General features: G+C 65.1%; 15 protein-coding genes. 8 read left to right on the forward strand and 7 right to left on the reverse strand.

What is annotated here, in order from left to right:
• Window positions 1-184 precede the first annotated feature (184 nt).
• Together ACIPUD_RS21795 and ACIPUD_RS21800 are read right to left on the reverse strand one after the other, a co-directional pair.
• Window positions 185-1414 carry an ABC transporter substrate-binding protein gene (locus ACIPUD_RS21795; RefSeq protein WP_166517648.1) on the reverse strand — a complete coding sequence of 410 codons (1230 nt, stop codon included), beginning with the start codon at window positions 1412-1414 and terminating at the stop codon, window positions 185-187.
• Between the two features lie 114 nt (window positions 1415-1528).
• Window positions 1529-2455: a methyltransferase domain-containing protein gene (locus tag ACIPUD_RS21800; RefSeq protein WP_085351990.1), complete on the reverse strand. Its 927-nt coding sequence runs from the start codon at window positions 2453-2455 to the stop codon at window positions 1529-1531.
• 65 nt (window positions 2456-2520) lie between these two features.
• Between ACIPUD_RS21800 and ACIPUD_RS21805 the strand changes: the two genes are divergently transcribed.
• The 5 genes from ACIPUD_RS21805 (at window position 2521) to ACIPUD_RS21825 (ending at window position 7718) form a co-directional block, all read left to right on the forward strand.
• The gene (locus tag ACIPUD_RS21805; protein WP_085351991.1) at window positions 2521-3558 is read left to right on the forward strand and encodes a ligase-associated DNA damage response exonuclease; all 1038 of its coding nucleotides are present in this window, start codon (window positions 2521-2523) and stop codon (window positions 3556-3558) included.
• A complete protein-coding gene (locus ACIPUD_RS21810; RefSeq protein ID WP_446481518.1) occupies window positions 3555-5213 on the forward strand; it encodes an ATP-dependent DNA ligase in 1659 nt (552 codons plus the stop codon). The genes ACIPUD_RS21805 and ACIPUD_RS21810 overlap by 4 nt, the downstream gene beginning before the upstream one ends.
• Window positions 5214-5332: 119 nt before the next feature.
• Window positions 5333-5635, forward strand: coding sequence for a DUF6460 domain-containing protein (locus ACIPUD_RS21815; RefSeq protein ID WP_018460033.1), 303 nt, complete (start codon window positions 5333-5335; stop codon window positions 5633-5635).
• A gap of 21 nt (window positions 5636-5656) precedes the next feature.
• Window positions 5657-6391: an MBL fold metallo-hydrolase gene (locus ACIPUD_RS21820; RefSeq protein ID WP_018460034.1), complete on the forward strand. Its 735-nt coding sequence runs from the start codon at window positions 5657-5659 to the stop codon at window positions 6389-6391.
• Window position 6392: 1 nt separating this feature from the next.
• Window positions 6393-7718, forward strand: a complete 1326-nt coding sequence (locus tag ACIPUD_RS21825; protein ID WP_446481519.1) for an MATE family efflux transporter — start codon at window positions 6393-6395, stop codon at window positions 7716-7718.
• A 132-nt stretch (window positions 7719-7850) separates the two neighbouring features.
• On the opposite strand, the gene ACIPUD_RS21830 is transcribed toward ACIPUD_RS21825, so the two are convergent.
• Together ACIPUD_RS21830 and ACIPUD_RS21835 are read right to left on the reverse strand one after the other, a co-directional pair.
• Window positions 7851-8948: a quinone-dependent dihydroorotate dehydrogenase gene (locus ACIPUD_RS21830; RefSeq protein WP_018460036.1), complete on the reverse strand. Its 1098-nt coding sequence runs from the start codon at window positions 8946-8948 to the stop codon at window positions 7851-7853.
• On the reverse strand, window positions 8945-9289 hold the full coding sequence (locus tag ACIPUD_RS21835; protein WP_018460037.1) for a DUF952 domain-containing protein: 345 nt from the start codon (window positions 9287-9289) through the stop codon (window positions 8945-8947). The genes ACIPUD_RS21830 and ACIPUD_RS21835 overlap by 4 nt, the downstream gene beginning before the upstream one ends.
• Before the next feature lie 204 nt (window positions 9290-9493).
• Here ACIPUD_RS21835 and ACIPUD_RS21840 point away from each other — a divergent pair, with 204 nt between their 5' ends.
• Entirely contained in the window at window positions 9494-10147 is a 654-nt protein-coding gene (locus tag ACIPUD_RS21840) for a S24 family peptidase (protein ID WP_018460038.1), read from the forward strand.
• Between the two features lie 171 nt (window positions 10148-10318).
• Here the strand turns inward: ACIPUD_RS21840 and ACIPUD_RS21845 are convergent, their stop codons facing one another.
• The 3 genes from ACIPUD_RS21845 to ACIPUD_RS21855 all read right to left on the reverse strand — a co-directional run bounded on the left by ACIPUD_RS21845 (window position 10319) and on the right by ACIPUD_RS21855 (window position 16198).
• The gene (locus ACIPUD_RS21845) at window positions 10319-11962 is read right to left on the reverse strand and encodes a lysine--tRNA ligase (RefSeq protein ID WP_018460039.1); all 1644 of its coding nucleotides are present in this window, start codon (window positions 11960-11962) and stop codon (window positions 10319-10321) included.
• A 294-nt stretch (window positions 11963-12256) separates the two neighbouring features.
• On the reverse strand, window positions 12257-14734 hold the full coding sequence (gene hrpB, locus ACIPUD_RS21850) for an ATP-dependent helicase HrpB (protein ID WP_204513191.1): 2478 nt from the start codon (window positions 14732-14734) through the stop codon (window positions 12257-12259).
• Between the two features lie 147 nt (window positions 14735-14881).
• A complete protein-coding gene (locus ACIPUD_RS21855; RefSeq protein WP_018460041.1) occupies window positions 14882-16198 on the reverse strand; it encodes a UDP-glucose dehydrogenase family protein in 1317 nt (438 codons plus the stop codon).
• A gap of 193 nt (window positions 16199-16391) precedes the next feature.
• Here ACIPUD_RS21855 and ACIPUD_RS21860 point away from each other — a divergent pair, with 193 nt between their 5' ends.
• The gene (locus ACIPUD_RS21860; RefSeq protein ID WP_026233930.1) at window positions 16392-17459 is read left to right on the forward strand and encodes an acyltransferase family protein; all 1068 of its coding nucleotides are present in this window, start codon (window positions 16392-16394) and stop codon (window positions 17457-17459) included.
• A 210-nt stretch (window positions 17460-17669) separates the two neighbouring features.
• A complete protein-coding gene (gene polA / locus ACIPUD_RS21865; protein ID WP_446481520.1) occupies window positions 17670-20750 on the forward strand; it encodes a DNA polymerase I in 3081 nt (1026 codons plus the stop codon).
• Window positions 20751-20862 lie beyond the last annotated feature (112 nt).

Genomic DNA, 20862 nt, shown 5'->3' on the forward strand with positions numbered 1-20862 from the left:
GGGTGAACGACGAGGGCGATACTGCCGTTCCCTCTCCCCTTGTGGGAGAGGGTGGATCGCCGCGAAGCGGCGAGACGGGTGAGGGGTATCTCTCCGCGAAAGAGCATCGTTCGAGTACGCGGAGAAAGCCCCCTCATCCGGCGCTTCGCGCCATCTTCTCCCACAAGGGGAGAAGAAAGCGCCCCTACTCCGACATCGGCTTGTCGGAGATGTCCCAGTCCTTGCCGGTGAAGGTGGAGATGAAGAGCGTCTTCATCGGCGTGTAATCGTCAGGCGTGTAGTCGTAGGTGACGCCGTCGAGGAAATAAGGCGAGTGGAAGCGCTTGAGGTTGGAGGCCTGCTTCAGCACGTTGGCACGGGTGAGCTCGTCGCCGCAGCGGCGCAGGATCTCGCCCATGGTGACGGCTTGGCCGTAGCCGGCGAAGGCGATGGTGTTGTCTTGATCGATCGCCGGCGTGTACTTCTTGCGCAGCTCCTCGAACGCCATGACGTCGGGGTCCTTCTCCCATTTGGGCAGGCCGACTTCCTTGTTGTAGCGAATGGCGACGATGCCGGCGGCGTTCTCGAGGCCCGCGGCATTGAGGATGGAGCGGCCGGTCGAGCCGGCCGACAGCAGCTGCAGCGGCTTCCAGCCGAGCTCGGCTACTTTCCGGATCGACTGCGACGAGGCCTTGCCGGTGGAGATGTTGTAGAAGACGTCCGCACCCGACTTCGAGAGGTTGATGAGCTGGGAATCGACCGTCGGATCGGTCAGATCGTAGGTCTGCTCCATGATCACCTTGGCGGTGCCGCCGGCGTCTTCCAGAACCTTCTTGAAGGGGCCGAGGAAGTCGCGGCCGAAATCGTCGTTCTGGTACAGGATGCCGACCTTCGCGTTCGGCTTCACGCTGACGACGTGCCGCGCCAGGATCCGCGCCTCGGTCGGATAGAGCGGCAAGCCCGCCATCGTCCATTTGAACTCTTTCGGGTTATTCCACTTCGACGCGCCGGTGTTGAGCAGCAACTGCGGCACGCCCTTCGAGTTGAGGTATTTGTGCACGGCGGTCTGCGGCGCGGTGCCGAGCGAGCCGTAGAGCGCGAGCACCTCCTCCTGCTCGACCAGGCGCCGCGTCGCCTCGACGCATTTCGGCGCGCTGTAGGCATCATCCATGGTGAGGAATTTGACCTTGCGTCCGTTGATGCCGCCCTTTTCGTTCAGCATCTGGAAATAGGCCTCGCCGACCCGCCCGAGCACGCCGTAGAGCGAGCCGGGGCCGGAATGCGGCACGGTCTGCCCGATCTTGATCTCGGTGTCGCTGGCGCCGGAATCGTATTTCTTCTCCGCGGCCCAGACATAGGGCGCGGGCAAGGTGGAGGCCGCGATGGTCGCGAGCGCGGCGGCGCTGAAATCGCGCCGCGATGGATTCCTGGTCATTGTTTGTTTCTCCCTGGTGCGCGCATTGTGCTGGCATCGCCGCACGGCTCGCAAGTGGGAAGTCGCGGCTTTGCGACGCAATGACGCTTAAAGCGCCGCTTATAGCGCCTAAACTCAAGTTTTCTCGGCGACCAAGACGAGGCCGCCCACCGGTTCGTTGTTCTCGGTGCGTGGCGAGGCCTGCTCCAATGTGAGGAGCTTGAGACCGGCCTTCGCCATCGCATCGCGCACATATTCCGCCGAATGGGCATAGCGCAGGCCTTCGCCGAGAACGATGCCGCTGCCGCCATGGGTCTCCAGCGTGAACGCAAGCACGCCGCCGGGCGCGAGCACGCGCCCGGCTTCACTGAGCACCGGTGCGAGATCGGGGAGATAGACGAACGCATCGGCAGCGACGACGAGGTTTGCGCTCGCCTCGCTCCTGCTGCGCAGGCCTTCGATCATGTCGGCGACTTCGAGCTCGGCATAGAGGCCGGTGGCTCGCGCCTCCTTGATCATGCCGGGCGACAGGTCGATGCCGATGAACTGGTCGACCTGTTTGGCGAAGGCGGCGGCCGCGAGCCCCGTACCGCAGCCGAGATCGATGGCGCGCTTGAACAGGGCGGGCTTCTTCGCGGCGACGCGGGCAGCCACCACCGCCTTGAAGATCAGCGACGGCGCGCGATAGCCGAGATCGTTGATCAGCACGTGCTCGAAGCGCGGGGCGTATTGATCGAACAAGGCCTGCACATAGGCCTTGGGCATCTCGGACAATTGCGCATCGCCGAGGCGTATCAGATGCAGATGAGCGCCATGCTGATCGCTCGGGTCGGACTCGCGCGATTTGCGAAAGGCCGCAATGGCCTTGTCGCGCTCGCCGAGTTGCGCGCGGATTTCGCCGAGCGTGAACCAGGCCGAGGTGAAATTCGGCGCAATCTCGATGGTCTGCTCCAGCAGGTCGGCGGCGGCCGCCAGATCGCCCTTGAGCTGGAGGTCGCGCGCGAACTCGAAGCGGCGGTCGGCCATGAGATCGCCGGAGGTCAGGAACAAGCGCAGGGGCATTGTGGGAACCAGGGAACGAAGCGGTGATGACTCGAAGATGCGGGGTCGCGACCTATATAACAGGCATGCGTCCGCAAGACATCCTGCTGCCAGTTGCCGCCGGCCTATGCTGTAAGCCGGGCGGCTTCCATATCGACCCCGTCCGGCCGGTCGAGCGGGCCGTGATCACCCACGGCCATTCCGACCATGCCCGCGCCGGCCACGGCGCGGTGCTGGCGACGCAGGAAACGCTGGACATGATGCGGCTGCGCTATGGCGAGAATTTTGCCGGCTCGACACAAGCGATCCGCTATGGCGAGGAGATCCGGCTCGGCGACGTCAGCGTGAAGTTTCATCCGGCCGGCCATGTGCTCGGTTCGGCGCAGGTCGCGGTGACCTGCAAGGACACCTGCATCGTCGCCTCCGGCGACTACAAGGATGCACCCGACCCGACCTGCACGCCGTTCGAGCTCGTGCCCTGCGACGTCTTCATCACCGAGGCGACATTCGGCCTGCCGGTGTTTCGCCATGGCGATGCGGCCGACGAGGTCAAGAAGCTGCTGGCGTCGGTGGCGCTGTTTCCGGAGCGCGCGCATCTCGTTGGCGCCTATTCGCTCGGCAAGGCGCAGCGCGTGATCGCGCTGCTGCGCCAAGCGGGTTACGACGCGCCGATCTATCTGCATGGCGCGATGGAGAAGATCACGCATTACTATCAGAGCCGCGGAATCGAGCTCGGCGAGTTGCGGCCGGCGAAGGGCGTCAAGAAGGCGGCGCTCGCCGGCACCATCACGCTGGCGCCGCCCTCTGCAACATCCGATCTCTGGACCCGCCGGTTTCCCGATCCCGTCACGGCATTCGCCTCTGGCTGGATGCGGGTGCGCGCCCGCGCGCGGCAACGCGGCATCGAGCTGCCGCTGGTGATCTCGGATCACGCCGATTGGTACGGCCTCACCGCCACGATCGCCGCGACCGGTGCCGGCGAGATCTGGGTTACCCATGGCCAGGAAGACGCGCTGGTGCATTGGTGCCAAAGCAAGGGTTTGCGGTCGCGGCCGCTCGATCTCGTCGGCTATGGCGACGAGGAGGAGACCGAGACGCCGCTCGCTGACGAGGCCGAAGCATGAACCGCTTCGCCGAGCTTCTCGACCGCCTCGCCTACGAACCCGGCCGCAACAACAAGCTGCGGCTGATCACGAGTTATTTTCGCGAGGTCGCCGATCCCGATCGCGGCTACGCGCTGGCCGCGCTGACCGGTGCGCTGAGTTTCAAGCACGCAAAACCTTCTCTGCTGCGCGATCTTATCGCCCAGCGAACTGACCCGGTCTTGTTCGGCCTATCCTGGGACTATGTAGGCGATCTCTCCGAGACGATCGCGCTGATGTGGCCGAAGGCCGTGGGTGTCCACAACAACCCACCTCCCCCAACCCTCACCGAGGTCGTCACCACGCTGCGCACCCTCGGCAAGACCGAGCTGCCGAAGCAGCTCGAGCGCTGGCTCGACGAATTGGATGAGACCGGCCGCTGGGCGCTGTTGAAGCTCGTCACCGGCGCGTTGCGCATCGGCATCTCCGCGCGCCTGGCAAAGACCGCGGCCGCCGCGCTCGGCGACAAGGACCCGCATGAGGTCGAGCTGATCTGGCCCGGTCTCGCGCCGCCTTATCTCGACCTGTTCGCCTGGCTGGAAGGCCGCGGCGACAAGCCAGTCAATCGCGATCCCGCGCCGTTCCGTCCTGTCATGCTGGCGCATGCGATCGAGGACACCGATTTCGCTGCACTCGATCCCGCCGACTACATCGCCGAATGGAAATGGGACGGCATCCGCGTGCAGGCGGTGGCCGGCCGCGACGAGCACGGCCACATCACCGCTCGGCTCTATTCGCGCACCGGCGAGGACATCACCGGGAGCTTTCCGGACCTCGTGCCGTCGCTGCGGCTGCCCGGCGCCATCGACGGCGAGCTTCTGATCCTGCGCGAAGGGCGCGTGCAAAGTTTCAATGTTCTGCAGCAGCGGCTCAACCGCAAGGTCGTGTCTCCGAAGCTGATCAAGGAATTTCCGATTCATCTGCGCGCCTACGATCTGCTCGGCGACGACGAGAACGATTTGCGCGAGCTGCCTTTCGCGGAGCGGCGCGAACGGCTGGAGACCTTCATCGGTAAGCTCGACGATCCCCGCATCAATCTGTCGCCCACCGTCGCCTTCGCAAGCTGGGAGGCGCTGACCGCAGCACGCGCCGATCCCGCCAGCGCTGGTGCGGGCGAGGACGCGGACGCCGTCGAAGGCGTGATGCTGAAGCGGCGCGACGCACCCTATCTGCCGGGGCGGCCGAAGGGACAATGGTGGAAATGGAAGCGCGATCCGCACATCATCGACGCCGTGCTGATGTATGCGCAGCGCGGCCACGGCAAGCGCTCGTCCTACTATTCCGACTACACCTTCGGCGTTTGGACCGCAGGGCCGGGCAGTGACGAACTGGTGCCGGTTGGAAAAGCCTATTTCGGCTTCACGGACGAGGAGCTGCTCCAGATCGACCGCTTCGTGCGTCGCAATACCACCGAAAAATTCGGCCCCGTCCGCCACGTCGTGCACGAGCCAGACAAGGGGCTGGTGCTGGAGGTCGCCTTCGAGGGGCTGCAGCGCTCACCACGGCACAAATCCGGCGTCGCGATGCGCTTTCCCCGCATCAGCCGGCTGCGCTGGGACAAGCCGCCGCGGGAGGCCGACCGGCTGGAAACGCTGGAAAAGATGCTGAAAGCGGAGGCGGCCGAGGTTGAGGCTTAAGAAGCCCCGGGCGTGTGCTTGCCTGAATTAAAATCCCGTAAGCCGATTGACGCCCCCTCACAGGTTCCCCATGTCCCCGCCTTGCCCTATGATAGGTCGAATCCCCTGAGGAGTTTGAGATGGCCCACGACGTCAGAGATTTGCCGGCCGGCCGCAGTGACGGCCTGCACCGCTTTCTCGGCGGCTCGCCGCTGGCGGTCGCGTTTCGCCTGGTGCTGCTCTCGATCCTCGTCGGCGTCGTGCTGGCGGCGATCGGCTTCGACCCCTGGAATATCATCTTAAGCATTCGTCTTCTGTTCCAGCGTTTGTGGGATCTCGGCTTCGATACCGTGAACTGGCTGTGGCGCTACTTCCTGCTCGGCGCTGTCATCGTGATTCCGATCTGGCTGCTGATGCGCGTTTTCGGCGCGCCACGCAGGTAAAGGATTTGGAGCTGGCGGCCGATGCAATTGCGCTTTGTCGGCTGCGGCGACGCCTTCGGATCCGGCGGCAGGCTCAATACCTGCTTCCACGTCTCGGGGCGCGAAGCCAACTTCCTGATCGATTGCGGCGCGTCGGCTTTGCCGGCACTGAAGCGGCTGGAGATCGACCGCAATGAGATCGATCTCATCCTGATCACGCATTTCCACGGCGACCATTTTGCCGGGCTGCCGTTTGTCCTGCTCGACGCACAATTCTCGCGGCGGACGCGGCCGCTCACGATCGCCGGCCCCAAAGGCATCGAGACGCGGCTGCGTGAGGTGATGGAGGCTCTGTTCGAGCACTCCTCGAAGACGAAACAGCGCTTCGAGCTGTCCGTCGTCGAGCTCGCGCCCGAGCAGAGCCAAAGCTTCGGCGCGGTGACGGTGACGCCCTATCCCGTCGTGCACGGCGAATCCGGTGGACCGTTCCTCGCTTATCGCGTCGAAGCCGAGGGTCGCACGCTGGCCTACAGCGCCGATACCGAATGGACGGAGACGCTCATTCCGCTGGCGCATGGCGCCGACCTTTTCATCGCCGAAGCCTATATGTACGAGAAGGTGGTCAAGAATCACCTCAGCCTGACGACCTTGGAACAGCACCTTCCCGAAATCGGCGCAAAACGCCTCGTGCTCACCCATATGAGCGAAGACGTGCTGTCGCGCCTCGACGACATCGCCCATCTCGCCGCCGAAGACGGCATGGTGCTCGTGTTCTGACATGCACGCACCCGTTCACTTGAAGATCGGTTCCCGTCAGGTCTTCGCCATCGCAGGCCCGGCGATGGTCGCCAACCTCACCACGCCACTGATCGGCGTGGTCTCGACCACCGCGATCGGACGGCTGGACGACGCCGCGCTGCTCGGCGGCGTCGCCATCGCGTCCGTCATCTTCGATTGCCTGTTCTGGCTGTTCGGTTTCCTGCGCATGAGCACGCTCGCCTTCACGGCGCAGGCGCTCGGCGCCGGCGAGACGCGCGAGCTGACCGCGATCCTGGTGCGCGGCTTCATCGTCGCCGGCTTGATCGGCGTAGCACTGATCGCGCTGCAACTGCCGCTGGCCACCGTGCTGTTCGACCTGATGGGCGGCAGCGAAGGCGTCACGCGCGCGGCGAAAACCTACTTCGTGATCCGGATCTGGTCGGCGCCGCTGGCGCTCGTCAATTATGTTATCCTGGGCTGGCTGGTCGGCCAGGCTCGCGCCAACCCGGCGCTCGCGCTCCAAATCGTCATCAATCTCGTCAACGCGGCGGCGACGATCCTGCTGGTGCTGGTCTACGACACCGGCATCGCAGGTGCTGCGATCGCAGCGCTGCTGTCTGAAGCGGCCGGATTCGGCCTCGGCATGATCGTCTGCCGCCGCTATGCGGACGGTGGGTTCGCGGTGCCGTACGCAGAGCTGTTCGACCGGGCCAAGCTGATGCGGCTGCTGGCCGTGAATTCCGACATCCTGATCCGTACCGCGGCGCTGATCGCCGTGTTCTTGTTCTTCACCGCCAAGGGCGCGCGGGCCGGCGACGTCACGCTGGCCGCGAATTCCGTGCTCAACAATTTTCTGCTGGTCAGCGCCTTCTTTCTCGATGGTCTAGCGAACGCAGCCCAGCAGCTTTGCGGCCGTACGCTCGGCGCACGCGACGCCAGGGGATTTGCTGATTCGACCCGGCTGGTGCTGCTATGGGGGCTCGGCTTCGCGCTGGTCGTGTCCGCGCTATTCGCGGTATTCGGGCCGAACTTAATCGATTTCATGACGGCGAGCGAAAGCGTCCGTCGCGGCGCGCGGGAATTCCTGCCGTTCGTCGTGCTCGCGCCGATTCCCGGCGTGTTCGCCTTCGGCTTCGACGGCATCTATATCGGCGCGACCTGGGCGCGTGAGATGCGCAATCTGATGCTGGCCTCGCTCGCGATCTTCCTCGCCACATGGTGGGCGCTGCAATCGTTCGGCAATGCCGGGCTGTGGAGCGCGCTGATCGCCTCCTACGTCTCGCGCGGCGGCTTGCAGGCCGCGCGCTATCCGGCGCTGTACAGGAAGACGTTTTCGAGGTCGTAGCTCTCGTGTCCCGGACACGCTGCAGGGTGAAACGCTGCTGCGCGGAGCCGGGACCCAGAATGCCGCGAGCGTGGGCCCCGGTTCAGCAGTGCATCACTAACGTGCTGCGCTGCGCTCGTGGCACGAGACCGCCTACATCCCCGGCCAGTCTTCCGCCGTCAGCGTGGCGGCGTCGGAGCCGACGATCTCGGAGAGAGAATCCCGCCCCGTCCGCAATAGGGTCGAGGCGAGGTCACGCTTGATCTCGTCGACGATGCCGAGGCCCTTGTAGACCAGCGACGAATAGAGCTGGATCAGGCTCGCGCCGGCGCGGATCTTCGTCAGCGCGGCGCCGCCCGAGTCCACCCCCCCGACACCGATCAGGGGGAATGCGCCCTCGACGCGCACATAGGTCTCCGCGACCATCCGCGTCGACAGCCGGAACAGCGGCCGGCCGGACAGGCCGCCCTGCTCCTTGGCGCGCATCTCCTCGCGCAGCGTACTCGGCCGCGCGATCGTGGTGTTCGATACGATCATGCCATCGACCCGGCGCGAGCGCGCGACCTGCACGACGTCGTCGAGCTGGGCGAGGCTCAAATCCGGCGCGATCTTGAGCAGCACCGGCGTGTCGCCGGCGCTCTCGCGCACCCGCTGGCGCGCGTCGATCACCCTGGCGAGGAGATCGTCGAGCAGCGCGCCTTCCTGCAGATTGCGCAGGCCCGGCGTGTTCGGCGAGGAGACGTTGACGGTGAAATAGCTCGCGACCGGCGCAAAGGTCTCGATCAGCTTGACGTAATCATTGACCCGATCGGGCGAATCCTTGTTGGCGCCGACATTGACGCCGACGATGCCGCCGTGCTGCGCGCGCGCCGCAAGCCGGCGCAGGGCTGTCTCCGCACCGTCATTGTTGAAGCCCATGCGGTTGATCACGGCCTCGTCGCGCTCCAGACGAAACAGCCGCGGTCGCGGATTGCCGCTTTGCGGCTTCGGCGTCACCGAGCCGATCTCGACGAAGCCGAAGCCGAGCCGCAGCAGCGCATCCGGCACTTCGGCGCTCTTGTCGAAGCCCGCGGCCATGCCGATCGGATTGGGGAAGTTGAGCCCGAACGCACGCACCGCAAGCTTGGGATCGTCAGCGTGCGGCTTGCCCGGCGGCAGGAAGCGCAGGCCCTGGATCGCGAGGCGATGCGCATCCTCCGGATCGAGCCAACGCAGCACCGGCAGCGAGAGAGCGTCGAAAGCGCGGATCACGGGGCAAGCTCCGGAACATCATGGCCGCCGTCGGAGCGCGTGTTGAGGTTCATCACAGCCATCACCGCGCCGAGATCGAGCTCGCCATAGAGATGCGGAAACAGCTCCTCATTGCGCGAGCGCTCCCAGCGCAACGCGCTGCCGAGCGCATCGCCGTCGACCTCCACCAGGAACAGCGCGCGCTGCCCGACATAATGCTTCTGCAGGGTCTCGGGAACCTGGGCGGCGGTCGAGAAATGGATGAATCCATCGCGCGAATCGTCCGCGCTGCCGCGATAAACGCCCTGCCGTTCCGCCTCGCGCCAGGCCGAGGCCGGACAGATTTTGTAGATCTTGACCACCGCTTACGCAGCCCTGTTTGCCCGGGGAGACAGCTCTTTGAGTCTCCTGGGGATTTTCGTCTCTCGTGGGTCGTTAAATCCCGGGCGGGACCGTAAAGGCCACCCCTGCCGAACTCAAGACTTAGACGCCGCCTCTTGCACCGAAAACGGAAAACCGATTGATTTGAGGATAGTTTTCCTGAGTTGCGACGGGCTGGACCTTCCATGGTCAGGCAGGCCAAAGCGCAGAGGATGCTCACCCACGACCAGATCTGGGGCGCGCTGGATCGGCTGGCGGCGCGTGCCGGCCTGTCGCCGTCCGGCCTCGCCAAGCGCGCCGGGCTCGATCCCACCACCTTCAACAAGTCCAAGCGCGTTACCTCCGACGGCCGCGAGCGCTGGCCCTCGACCGAATCGATCGCGAAAGCGCTGGCGGCGGCAGATTCGTCGATCGACATTTTTGCCAGGCTGGTCGGCGACGAGGCAGGCGGCGGCCGTTCGGTGCCGCTGCTCGGCTTCGCGCTGGCGGGCGCGAGCGGCGCCTTCGACGAGTCCGGCTTTCCCGTCGGCAAGGGCTGGACCGAATTTGCCCTTCCCGCCTTCGAGGGCAACCATAGCTTCGCGCTGCAGATGTCCGGCGAAGCGCTTGCGCCCGCCTATCGCGACGGCGACATCATCCTGGTCGCGCCCGGCGCGCCGATCCACAAAGGCGATCGCGTGGTGGTGAAGACCAACGCGGGCGAGCTGACGGTGGCGACGCTGAAGCGCCGCACCGCAAAGGCTCTGGATTTGCAGCCGCTCGATGCGACGCAGGCCGAACGCAGGATGGCGGCGAGCGAGGTGGTGTGGATCGCGCGGATCGTGTGGGCAAGCCAGTGAGGCCTCGGTGTCGTCCTGGCGAAAGCCAGGACCCATTACCCCGGGAGAAGTTGTGGCACCAATTGGCCACTCCGAGTCTCCGTAACCACATCCGGCGGTGGCTATGGGTCCTGGCTTTCGCCAGGACGAATCGGGGAGATAGGTCGCGCCTACAACTCAGTTCCGTAGCTCTCACGCACTCCGCGCCAGCGCGCCGTCGATCATGTTGACCGCGTTCTGCACGCCATACACCGCGACAAAGGAGCCGAAGCGCGGGCCCTTTTCCTGGCCGAGCAGCACCTGGTAGAGCATGTTGAACCAGTCGAGCGTCACGCCCGGACGGCCGTCCTTGCCCTTCTTGACCTGGTCGAGGAACGGCTCGCGGCGGCCGATCTCGTAGACGACGTTCTGGATGTCCTCGGCCGAGGCGTCCTGCGGAAGCTGCGATAATGCATCCCGCAAATCCTGCAGCGCCGCGCGCTCGGTCTCGGTCGGTTCGCGGAACGTCTTCGTCGGCGCGACGAAGTCGCGATAATAGTTGATGGCATAGCCGACCATCGCGTCGAGCTTGGGATGCGTCTGCGGGCTCACACCGGGTCGGTAGCGACCAATGAAACCCCACAGTGTCTCGGCATTCTCCGCATTCGACGACGACACCAGCGTCAGCAGGAGCTGGAACGTGACGGGCATGTCGAACTTCGGCGGATGGCCATTGTGGACATGCCAGACCGGATTGCCGAGCTGCTGCCTGGCGTCCTGCTTCGCAAAGCCGTCGATGAACTGCTGGTAATCGTCGACATTGCGCGGGATGACGTCGAAATACAGCCGCTTGGCCGCCTTCGGCTCGCGATACATGAACAGCGACAGCGATTCCGGCGAGGCGTAGCGCAGCCATTCGTCGATGGTCAGCCCATTGCCCTTCGACTTCGAGATCTTCTGGCCCTTGTCATCGAGGAAGAGCTCGTAGTTGAAGCCCTCCGGCGGCGTGGCGCCGAGCGCCCTGGCGATCGCGCCGGAGAGTTTGACCGAGTCGATCAGGTCCTTGCCGGCCATCTCGTAATCGACGCCGAGCGCGACCCAGCGCATCGCCCAATCGGCCTTCCATTGGCACTTGACGTTGCCGCCGGTGACCGGCGTCTCGACTTCCTGGTTGGTATCGGGATCGAGGTAGGTCACCGTGCCGGCCGCAACGTCGCGGCGGATCATCGGCACCTGCAGCACGACACCCGTGGTCTTGCTGATGGGGAGGAACGGCGAATAGGTCGCGCGGCGGTCGGGACCGAGCGTCGGCAGGATGATCGCCATCACCTTGTCGTAGGCCGCGAGCATTTTGAGCAGCGTCGCGTCGAAACGGCCGGACGTGTAATAGTCGGTCGAGCTCGCGAATTCGTAGTCGAAGCCGAAATGATCGAGGAAGGCGCGCAGCCGCGCATTGTTGTGGTGCCCGAACGACGGGTATTCGTTGGAGAACGGATCCGGCACCCGCGTCAGCGGCTTGCCGAGATGCGCGGCCAGCATCTCCTTGTTGGGGACGTTGTCGGGCACTTTCCGAAACCCGTCCATGTCGTCGGAGAACGCGAGCAGGCGGGTCTTGATCTTGTTCTCGGTCAGCACATGAAAAGCGTGCCGCACCATCGAGGTGCGCGCGACCTCGCCGAAGGTGCCGATATGCGGCAGGCCTGATGGCCCGTAGCCGGTCTCGAACAGCACCTCGTCCTTCGGGCTTTTCTTCAGCCGCGCGACAATGGCCTTCGCCTGCTCGAACGGCCAGGCGTTGGATTGTTCGGCGAGCGCACGCAGATCGCTCGGATTCGCGGCAAGATCGATAACAGACATCTAAGGGGCCTCCGGGCCGCGGAAAATAGCGATTTCCGGGCAGAATGCAATTTTGTGAGACCCTCATCCTGAGAGCTTGTGACGCTTTTGCTCGTTCGGAGCGCCTCCGCAGCGCATAAATGATAACTCATTGACGAACTCAGAGCCGCCATTTACCGCGATAAACAGCCCCACTCCGGCGGCAGCTAGAGGTCGGTGCCGTGCTTGGATTAACGAGCGCTCCATAGGAGCGGGTCTCGAAGGATGCCCGTGAAGGGCGGGCCGCGCTCCCCACCATGAGGGTCTTCTTGCGCCTCACGTCCCGCGCGGCTTGACCCGCCGGGTCGGCAGCGCATTCGCCGGATCTTCCGGCCAGGGATGGCGCGGGTAGCGGCCGCGCAAATCGGACCGCACGGCACTGTAGCTGCCGCGCCAGAAACCGGGGAGATCGCGCGTCACCTGCACCGGGCGCTGCGCCGGCGACAGCAGTTCCAGCACCAGCGGCACCTTGCCGGCGGCGATCGAGGGATGGGTGTTGAGGCCGAACAATTCCTGCAGCCGCACCGCGATGGTCGGCCCCTGCTCGGCTTCATAGTCGATCGCGAGCACGCTGCCGGTCGGGGCCTCGAAATGCGTCGGCGCCTCGCGGTCGAGCCGCGCGCGCATCTCCCACGGCAACAAAGCCATCAACGCGTCGGAGAGATCGCCGGCGGAAATATCCTTCAGCGCGATCTTGTCGTAGAGCGCCGGCACCAGCCAATCGTCGCGCCGCGCGATCAATCCGTCGTCCGAGAGATCGGGCCAGCTGTCGCCTTCGGCCCTGCGCAAAAACATCACGCGATCGCGCCATTGTTTGGCTACCTTCGACCAGGGCAGCCGGTCGAGTCCGGCGGCGATCAACCCGTCGGCGAAGATGCGCGCAGTGTCCCCCGAGGGCGACACGGCGAGCGTCGCCTCGGAGAGCGTGATCGCGTGCAGCGCGCGCTTGCGCCGCGCCCGCAGCGCCATCGCGCCGCGATCGAACGAGATCTCCTCGACGGATTCGATATGCTCGGCGAAATGCCGCTCGATCTCGTCCTGCGAGATTTGCGCCGCGAGCAGAATGCGCCCGCTCGCCGCCGTGCCGGTCATCTCGCCGACCGCGATATAAGGCGTGCGCGCGAGCGACGAGGTCTGATCCACCGCAGCACCCCGGCCGTTGGCGAGCACGAAGCTGCCATTGCCGCGGTTGCGCGCGACGCGATCCGGGAAGGCGTAGGCGAGCATCAGGCCGGTCGAGAGGTCACCTTCTGCGGTCGCCGCCTTCTCTGACGCCGCCACCTGCGAAGCCCAGCGCCGGGCGAGGTCGCGCGCGCTTGCGGCACGCGGGGAACGGTCGCGGCGGAACTGATCGCGCCGGTGCTCGAGATCGACGCTGTCGCCGCCGAGCCCGCGCTCGGTGATGATGGCCGCGATCTCGGCGGCGGCCTCGCCTTCGCCGGCACGGTGCGAATCCACGATCATGCGCGCGAGCCGCGGCGGCAGCGCCAGCGCGCGCAGGCTCTTGCCCTCCGCGGTGATGCGGCCATCGCCATCGAGCGCGTTGAGCTCGGAGAGCAGGCTTTTTGCTTCCTTCCAGGCCGGCTGCGGCGGCGGGTCGAGAAACGACAGCGCGGCAGGATCGGCGACGCCCCATTGCGCGAGATCGAGCACCAGCGAGGACAGATCGGCGCTGAGGATCTCGGGCTGGGTGTAGGGCGCTAGCGAGGCTGTCTGAGGTTCGTCCCAGAGCCGGTAGCAGACACCGGGCTCGGTGCGGCCGGCGCGGCCGCGGCGCTGGTCCGCCGCCGCGCGGGAGACGCGCACGGTCTCGAGCCGGGTCAAGCCGATGTCGGGCTCGTAGCGCGGCACGCGGGCGAGACCGGAATCGACCACGATGCGCACGCCCTCGATGGTGAGCGAGGTCTCCGCGATCGAGGTCGCCAGCACCACCTTGCGCGTGCCCTTGGGCGCCGGCGAGATGGCACGATCCTGCACGGCGGCGTCGAGCGCGCCAAACAGCGGCACGATTTCAATGCTGGAATCGTGTATGCGTTCGGCGAGGAAATTCTGGGTGCGGCGGATTTCGGCGGCGCCCGGCAGGAACGCCAGCACCGAGCCGGCATCGGCCCGCAGCGCCGAGGCGATCGCATCCGCCATCTGCCGCTCGATCGGCGCGTCAGCCTTGCGGCCGAGATAGCGCGTCTCGACCGGAAAGGCGCGGCCCTCGCTTTCGACGACGGGCGCTTCGCCCAGCAATTTTGCCACGCGGGCGCCATCGAGCGTTGCCGACATCACGAGGATGCGCAAATCCTCGCGCAAGCCCAGCTGCGCGTCGCGCGCCAGCGCCAGGCCCATGTCGGCATCGAGCGAGCGCTCGTGGAATTCGTCGAACAGCACGGCGGCGATGCCCGACAGTTCGGGATCGTCGAGAATCTGGCGGGTGAAGATGCCCTCCGTCACCACCTCGATGCGGGTCGCGCGCGAGATCTTCGAGCCGAAGCGGACGCGATAGCCGACAGTCTCGCCGGCGCGTTCGCCGAGTGATTTGGCCATGCGGTCGGCGCTGGCGCGCGCCGCGATGCGCCGCGGCTCCAGCACGATGATCTTCTTGCCTTTGGCCCAGGGGGCATCGAGCAGCGCCAGTGGCACGCGCGTGGTCTTGCCGGCGCCAGGAGGGGCCACCAGCACGGCGGCATGATGCGCCTCCAGCGTGCGCGAGAGGTCGTCGAGCACGGCATCGATCGGGAGGGGCGTGTCGAAACTGAGGGGCAAGGCCTGTCCATTCGTCACGCCCGAGCAAAAAGCGCGAAGCGCGTCTTCGCACGGAAGTCGCCGGGCATCCACGTCGTCACACTAGAAAACAGACGTGGATGGCCGGGACAAGCCCGGCCATGACGGAATCGTTGCGAGGTCGGATCGCTAGCCCTGCACCGGCGGCCGTCCAACACTCTCATAGACGAAGCCGGCCGCAGCCATCTCCTCGGGGCGGTAGATGTTGCGCAAGTCGACAATGACGGGCTGTGCCATGGTTGCCTTCAGCCGGTCGAGGTCGAGCGCACGGAACTGCACCCATTCGGTGACGATCACGATCGCATCGGCGCCTTCCGCGCAGGAATAGGCGTCTTCGCAATAAGTGATGCTGGGCAGCTCAGTCTTCGCCTGCTCCATGCCGACGGGATCGAAGGCCTTCACCTTCGCGCCCATGTCGATCAGGCCGGTCACCAGCGGGATCGACGGCGCGTCGCGCATGTCGTCGGTGTCGGGCTTGAAGGTGAGCCCGAGCACGGCGATGGTCTTGCCGCGCAGCGAACCGCCGAGCGCCTGGCTCACTTTTCGCGCCATCGCCCGCTTGCGGTTCTCGTTGACCGCGAGCACGGATTCGACGATGCGCAAGCTCACGTCGTAGTCCTGCGCGATCTTGATCAGCGCCTTGGTGTCCTTTGGGAAGCAGGAGCCGCCGAAGCCCGGACCGGCGTGCAGGAACTTGGTGCCGATGCGGTTGTCCAGGCCAATGCCGCGCGCGACCTCCTGCACGTTGGCGCCGACCTTTTCGGAGAGGTCCGCGATCTCGTTGATGAAGGTGATCTTGGTCGCGAGGAAGGCGTTGGCGGCGTATTTGATCATCTCGGCGGTGCGGCGTTCCGTGAACATCAGCGGCGCCTGGTTCAGCGACAGCGGACGATAGATATCGCTCATCACCTTGCGGCCGCGCTCGTCGGAGGTGCCGACGACGATGCGGTCGGGGAATTTGAAGTCGCGGATCGCCGCGCCCTCGCGCAGGAATTCGGGATTCGAGGCGACGACGACGTCGGCTTTGGGATTGGTCTCGCCGATGATGCGCTCGACCTCGTCGCCGGTGCCGACCGGAACGGTCGACTTGGTCACGACGACGGTGAAGCCGGACAGCGACTGCGCGATCTCTTTCGCAGCGGCATAGACGTAGGACAGATCAGCATGGCCGTCGCCGCGGCGCGACGGCGTGCCGACCGCGATGAAGACAGCATCGGCATCCGCAACCGGCTTGGACAAATCGGTGGTGAACTCCAGCCGCTTGGCCTTGACGTTGGTCGCCACCAGCTCGTCGAGCCCAGGCTCGTAGATCGGGATCTCGCCGCGATGAAGGGCCGCGATCTTCTTCTCGTCCTTGTCGACGCAGATGACGTCGTGGCCGAAATCCGCAAAGCAGGCTCCGGACACCAGTCCCACATAGCCCGTGCCGATCATAGCAATGCGCATGAAAAACCCTGTTTGGCTTGGTTAACAAAACCCCAATTCCACGGCGGTTTAGCATTTTCCCGGGGTGAGGGAACAGCCCGCGTGCAAAAAACGGCACAGCAATTGTACCAGTAAAGAAATCGTAAGCCGCAAGGCGGCAAACTGCTCCGCGTTCACACAGATGCTGGCGGAACACGCCTCGAAAAGAGACACCATGGCACCATCAGGCACAATCGCCGCGAGCGGGGGACTCAAGGCCCCGGCTGCTGCGCGCGTCGATTGGGTCGATTACGCCAAGGGCATCTGCATCGTCATGGTCGTGATGATGCATTCGGTGCTGGGGGTCGAGCTTGCCGCCGGCGAGACCGGTTTCATGCATGTTTTGGTGGCCTTCGCGAAGCCATTCCGGATGCCGGATTTCTTCCTGATTTCGGGTCTGTTCCTGTCACTGGTGATCGACCGGGACTGGCGAACCTATCTCGACCGCAAGATGGTGCATTTCGCCTATTTCTATGTCGTCTGGGTGACGATCCAGTTCGGCTTCAAGGCCCCCGCATTCGCAGCGGAAACGAGCTGGCGCGACGCCGGATTGCTATATCTGGAATCCTTCGTCGAGCCGTTCGGCACGCTATGGTTCATCTACCTCCTGCCGATCTTCTTCGTCGTCACAAAACTGACACGGCGCATGCCGCAGCCCGCGATATGGCTCGTCGCGGCCGCGCTGGAGACGGCGCGCATTTCGACCGGCTGGACCGCGATCGACGAGTTCTGCGCGCGCTTCATCTATTTCTATTCGGGCTATCTGTTCGCGCCCTACGTGTTCGCGCTGTCGGACCGCGCGCGCAATCATCCCGCATGGGCGCTGACAGCGCTCGCGACATGGGTGCTGGTCAATGCCGGCCTCGTTGCGCTCGGCGCCAGCGAATGGAAAATCGTATCGCTCGTGCTCGGCTTCGCCGGCGCCTGCGCCATCATCACGATGGGCACGCTGCTCGCGCGCGTGCAATGGCTGAATGTCTTCCGCTTCTGCGGCGAGCATTCGATCGTGATCTATCTCGCCTTCTTCCTGCCGATGGCGGCGACACGGACTCTGCTCTTGCGCACGGGCATCATTCCCGACATCGGTGCGGTGTCGCTGATCGTGACCATCGCCGGCGTGATCGGCTCGCTCGCAATCTGGCAGATCGCACTGCGCCTTGGCGGCAACTTCCTGTTCGAGCGGCCCGATGCGTTCTGGATCGCGCCGAAGAAGACAAGCGCGGTGTTGCAGGCGGCGGAGTGATACTCTGCTGTCATCCCCGCGAAGGCGGGGATCCAGTATTCCAGAGGGCAGCAGTCGTATACGGAGAAGCCGCAGCGTACTGGATTCCCCGCCGTCGCGGGGAATGACAGCGGGGGATGCGGGAAATGACAGTGGGGATAGCGGCATCCGCAAGCCAAAAATCCACCTCCTAAGGCTGTCAAATCCCGCAAAAATTCATACATTGCGGCCATGCCCAAGAGCTCCCCAAAGACCACCGCCCAAGCTGACACCAAGGCTGCCGCGCCCAAGGCCGCCGAAACCAAGCCCGCTGCTGCGACAGCTGCTGCCAAGCCCGTTGCCGCGAAGGCGGCCGGCAAGGGCGACCATGTCTTCCTGGTCGACGGTTCCGGCTACATCTTCCGCGCCTACCATGCGCTGCCGCCGATGAACCGCAAGTCCGACGGCTTGCAGGTCAATGCCGTGCTCGGCTTCTGCAACATGCTGTGGAAGCTGTTGCGCGAGATGCCCGAGGACAACCGGCCGACCCATCTGGCGATCATTTTCGACAAGTCGGAAATCACCTTCCGCAACAAGATCTATCCTGAGTACAAGGCACACCGGCAGCCGGCCCCGGACGATCTGATCCCGCAATTTTCGCTGATCCGCGAGGCGGTGCGCGCCTTCGACCTGCCTTGCCTGGAACAGGTGGGCTTCGAGGCCGACGATTTGATTGCGACCTATGTACGGCAAGCCTGCGAGCGCGGCGCAAGCGCGACAATCGTGTCCTCCGACAAGGACCTGATGCAGCTCGTCACCGACTGCGTCACCATGTACGACACCATGAAGGACCGCCGCATTGGCATCCCCGAGGTGATCGAGAAGTTTGGCGTGCCGCCGGAGAAGGTGGTGGAAGTGCAGGCCCTGGCCGGCGATTCCACCGATAACGTTCCTGGCGTGCCCGGCATCGGCATCAAGACCGCGGCGCAGCTGATCGTCGAATATGGCGATCTCGAGCAACTGCTGTTCCGGGCCACCGAAATCAAGCAACCGAAGCGGCGCGAGGCGCTGATCGAGAACGCTGAGAAGGCGCGCATCTCGCGGCAGCTCGTATTGCTCGACGACAAGGTGGACCTCGAAGTCCCCCTGGACGATCTCGCCGTCCACGAGCCCGATGCGCGCAAGCTGATCGCGTTCCTGAAGGCGATGGAGTTTTCCACGCTGACGCGCCGCGTCGCCGAATTCTCGCAGATTGACCCGGCCAACGTCGATGCAGATCCCGGCTATTCCAGCGGCGCCAGCGTCTTCTCGCCGCTGCCGCCTTCGGACGTCGTGCCGGCCCCGGGACCCGGCGCGCCGGCGCAAGTTCCGGTGGGCCAGCGCAACCCTTCGGCGAGCAAGGAGGACAAGGCCGCGAGTCCGAAGGGCGCGCCGATTTCGCTCGCCGCCGCGCGGGAAGAGGCTTTGCGCAAGCTTCCGGTCGACCGCAGCAAGTACCAGGCCATCAAGACGCTCGCGGAATTGAACGCGTTCATCGCGCGCATTCACGATGCCGGCCATGTCGCGGTCGAGATCCGGGGAAACTCGATCGATCCGATGCAGGCCGACCTCTGCGGTATCGCGCTGGCGCTGGCGCCGAACGAGGCCTGCTACGTGCCGCTGGCGCACAAGCAGTCCGGCGGCGGCGCCGGCCTGTTCGACGCGGGCCTCGCGCCCGACCAGGTCAAGCACACTGATGCGATCGAAGCGTTGCGGCCGGTGCTGGAATCACCAGGCATTCTCAAGATCGGCTTCGACGTCAAATTCACCGCGGTGATGCTGGCGCAGCACGGCATCACACTGCGCAACACCGATGATGCGCAGCTGATCTCCTACGTGCTCGATGCCGGCCGCGGCTCGCACGCGCTGGAGCAACTGTCCGAGCGCTGGTTCGGTCACGCGATGCTCAAAGACAACGAGCTGCTCGGCAGCGGCAAGGGCAAGATCACGTTCGACCAGGTGCCGATCGACAAGGCCGCGTCGCTGTCGGCGGAAGGCGCCGACGTGACCTTGCGCGTCTGGCGCGTGCTGAAGCCGCGCCTCATCGCCGAGCACATGACCACGGTCTACGAGACGCTGGAACGCCCGCTGGTCGCGGTGCTCGCACGCATGGAGCGGCGCGGCATCTCGATCGATCGTCAGGTGCTGTCGCGGCTGTCCGGCGACTTCGCCCAGACCGCGGCGCGCGTCGAGGCCGAGATCCAGCAGATCGCGGGCGAGCCCGTCAATGTCGGCAGCCCGAAGCAGATCGGCGACATCCTGTTCGGCAAGATGGGACTGTCCGGCGGCACCAAGACCAAGACCGGCGCGTGGTCGACCACCGCCCAGGTGCTCGACGAACTCGCCGAGCAGGGCCACGAGCTCCCGCGGAAGATCCTGGAGTGGCGCCAGGTCTCTAAGCTGAAATCGACCTACACCGACGCGCTGCCGACCTACGTCAATCCCCAGACCCACCGCGTCCACACGACCTACGCGCTGGCCGCGACCACGACGGGCCGACTGTCGTCGAACGAGCCGAATTTGCAGAACATTCCGGTGCGCACTGAGGACGGGCGCAAGATCCGGCGCGCCTTCATCGCAACGCCAGGGCACAAGCTGGTCTCCGCCGACTATTCACAGATCGAGCTGCGGCTGCTCGCCGAGATCGCCGACATTCCCGTGCTGCAGCAGGCGTTTCGCGACGGTCTCGACATTCACGCCATGACGGCATCGGAAATGTTCGGCGTGCCGATCAAGGGCATGCCGAGCGAAATCCGGCGCCGGGCCAAGGCGATCAATTTCGGCATCATCTACGGCATTTCGGCATTCGGCCTTGCCAACCAGCTCGGCATCGCGCGCGAAGAGGCCTCCGCCTACATCAAGAAATACTTCGAACGCTTCCCCGGCATCCGCGCCTACATGGACGAGACGCGCGACTTCTGCCGGAACCACGGCTACGTCACCACGCTGTTCGGACGGAAGATGTACTATCCCGACATCAAGGCTTCGAACGCCTCGGTGCGCGCCTTCAACGAGCGCGCCGCGATCAACGCCCGGCTCCAGGGCACCGCCGCCGACATCATCCGCCGCGCCATGACGCGGATGGAGGATGCCCTGGTCCTGAAGAAACTGTCTGCGCAGATGCTGCTGCAGGTGCATGACGAATTGATCTTCGAGGTACCGGACGCGGAGGTCGAGGCGACGCTCCCCGTCGTGCAGCACGTGATGCAGGACGCGCCGTTCCCGGCCGTGCTGCTCTCGGTGCCGCTGCATGTCGATGCACGCGCAGCGAACAATTGGGACGAGGCGCATTGATCGGACGGTACCGCCCCGGCGAAGGCACACGCACAAGCTGAATTGTCCTCCGAGCAATTGCGCGATGGCCCCACTGCGCCACGCATATTAGAACCGTGCCGTCTCCCGCACC

It is taken from the genome of Bradyrhizobium sp. CAR08 (assembly GCF_052871955.1).